This is a genomic window from Empedobacter sp. UBA3239, assembly GCF_002362875.1.
Lineage (GTDB): Bacteria > Bacteroidota > Bacteroidia > Flavobacteriales > Weeksellaceae > Empedobacter > Empedobacter falsenii_B.
Genome location: NZ_DEVJ01000006.1, coordinates 796 through 3,320 on the forward strand (window position 1 = coordinate 796; position 2,525 = coordinate 3,320).

Here is a 2,525-nt window from a genome sequence, read left to right on the forward strand (position 1 = left end):
GCGCCAAGCCTCGAAACGTTGTACGACATAGTAAAACCGAACCAAACAAAATGAAAGTCAGAGAAGAAAAGTTAAGAACAATTATAGAATGGTCGGAGAAAAACGAAGATGTAAGAGTTCTTCTTCTGACAAGTTCACTTGTAAATCCTTTAGCACTTGTTGACGAATTTAGTGATTTAGACATTGAATTTGTTTTTGAGGATAATACAAATTACATTTCAGACAAAAGCTGGACGCTTAAATTCGGAAATCCAATTGCTATGATTGAAGAAGACGAAAGTTGTTTTAACCATAAACACGCAATGAAAATGCTACTTTATGAAGACGGTGTGAAAGTAGATTTTAAACTTTACAGCAAATCAAAATTTATAAAGGAAACGCAAGAGAAAGAATTACCAGAAGATTGGGATATTGGTTATAAAATTTTAATTGATAAAGATGGTATTACAAAGCAAATGCTGAAACCAACTTATCAAATTTCCATTATCAAAAAACCGTCTGAAAAAGAGTTTCAAAATCTAATAAACGATTTTTGGTGGGACACAACTTACGTGGCAAAGTGTCTTGTGAGAAATGAAATATTCTATGCGAAATTTATGTCGGAAACCGTTATTCGCACAGAATATTTAATTCCTTTAATTGAATGGCACATTGCAAGTGAACACAATTGGAACATAACGACCAATAAATATGGACGACTTTTCAAAAAGTATCTTAACCAGGAAATGTGGGCTAAAACAGAACAAACATTTTCAGGGAGCGATATAAAGGAAAATTGGACTGCTCTATTTTCAATGACTGATTTAGTTTCAGAAATAGGAACTGAATTGTCAAAAAAATTAGAGTACAAATACCCGGATAAATTAGAAAATGACATACGAAAATATTTAGCTGGACTAAAACCCAAAACATAACTACGTCGTACAACATCGTATTGGCAATAGGCGGGCTGAACGGCTTCGTATCAACGGAAGTGCAAAATTCAACTTCTGTTCTTCGATTAAAGTTCAGTGCTAAAAATCCCGCCCATCGCCAATACGCGGCACGTTACACGTAATTTTACAACACTATGACTATAAAAAATCTGTTTGCTATAATTCTGAAATTAATTGGACTATTTTTTATTATTTTCATTTTCACAATATTTATTCCCGAACAAATTAACGTTCTTTTAAATATGGATATATTCTATCCAGGTGTAGAAACATTTGTTCCATTTCCAATCATAACAATTATTAGTATATTAATTATTCTTTTTATTATCTATTATTTAACAATTTATAGAACAGAAATAATGATGAAGTTTTTAAGAATCGATAAATACTTTGGAAATGAAAAAATTGAAAATAATGAAATAAGCATTTCAAAATTTGTACAAATCGGAATTCTAATTTCATCAGTAATTATTTTAGTTTTCAATCTTCCAGAATTTATTAAGGATATAATTACATATTTAAGTGCAAAAGATGCGTATAAACAAAGTTTAACGTTTATATTTTTAGGAAGTGGGATTACCTCTGTTCTGGCAATAATTCTATTAATTTTTAGTGATAAAATATCTAAATCTCTTACAAAATAGTAAAACTACGTGTAACATACTATTTGCGAAAAAACGGGCTGAAGGCAAACTTTTTTGTCATTATTTTCCGCTCGCAAAATTGCTTTTCTTAAAACAATACACTAATTTAGTTTTAGCCAAGCAATTTGCTTGAACGGACGAACTTGAACTTCGTTCAATTTCTCTCCCGTTCTTCGCAAATACTCGGCTCGTTATGTGAAAGCTATTGAAAAAATGAACTTTAAAATATTCATATTATTTCTCTTAATAAGCAAAAATATTATTGCTCAAAATAACGAATCTTATATTTTAACAAATAAGTCAGATAATTCAGAAATAAATTACGAACTATTTAATTGTTTTATAGAGTTCTTAGATTGCGAAAATTATAAAGATAAATATAGCAGCATTGAGGATGTATTTAAACCAATAAACGGAGACTTTATAATTTATAATTTTATTAAAACATTTCGGGGCGAATCATATACTGGTGAAACTAAGACTTTTCATGATCTATTAATTCTAAAGATTGATAAAGAAAGTAACAAAATTATTGATGGATTTCAATATACAAAAGAATGGGCTGAAATGCCACCTTCGACTGATTTGTATAGACTTACAAACAAGTCAATAACAATAGATAAAATAATTAATATTAAAGATTTAGAATTTAAAAATTTAGATTATTTTGAGTTAACAGAAGATGATTTGCTTGATGAAAGCAACATTTTAATAACAAAATAGCCATCACATAACATCGGTAACTGTTGCACAACTCCTATTTTAAATAAAAATACGATATATTGGACCTCGTTTAAGCCTTTTTAAGCGAGGTTTATTTTTAGAAAAATATATTAATGTAAAATTAGGTTTGCTTAAAAACTCTCTTTTTAAGGAGTGAAGGAGTACTTTTGTAAAAAGCTGTATTTCCCTTGTTTTAGGGAAACAACTTGGGCTAAAACACTTG

Annotated in this window: 4 protein-coding genes; 3 read left to right on the top strand and 1 reads right to left on the bottom strand. The window is 29.3% G+C overall.

All coding sequences use genetic code 11. The annotated features are described in order from the left end of the window. Window positions 1–50: 50 nt before the first annotated feature. The 3 genes from B4G36_RS00780 (at window position 51) to B4G36_RS00790 (ending at window position 2,302) form a co-directional block, all read left to right on the top strand. Complete coding sequence (locus tag B4G36_RS00780; RefSeq protein WP_291061273.1) at window positions 51–914, top strand: AadS family aminoglycoside 6-adenylyltransferase; 864 nt, start codon at window positions 51–53, stop codon at window positions 912–914. Window positions 915–1,069: 155 nt separating this feature from the next. Further along, window positions 1,070–1,579, top strand: a complete 510-nt coding sequence (locus tag B4G36_RS00785) for a hypothetical protein (protein ID WP_291061267.1) — start codon at window positions 1,070–1,072, stop codon at window positions 1,577–1,579. A gap of 213 nt (window positions 1,580–1,792) precedes the next feature. Beyond that, entirely contained in the window at window positions 1,793–2,302 is a 510-nt protein-coding gene (locus B4G36_RS00790; RefSeq protein WP_291061269.1) for a hypothetical protein, read from the top strand. Window positions 2,303–2,341: 39 nt separating this feature from the next. Here B4G36_RS00790 and B4G36_RS00795 read toward each other — a convergent pair. Beyond that, window positions 2,342–2,525, bottom strand: a 184-nt coding sequence (locus tag B4G36_RS00795; RefSeq protein WP_291061271.1) for a hypothetical protein, incomplete at its 5' end; no start/stop codon positions are given.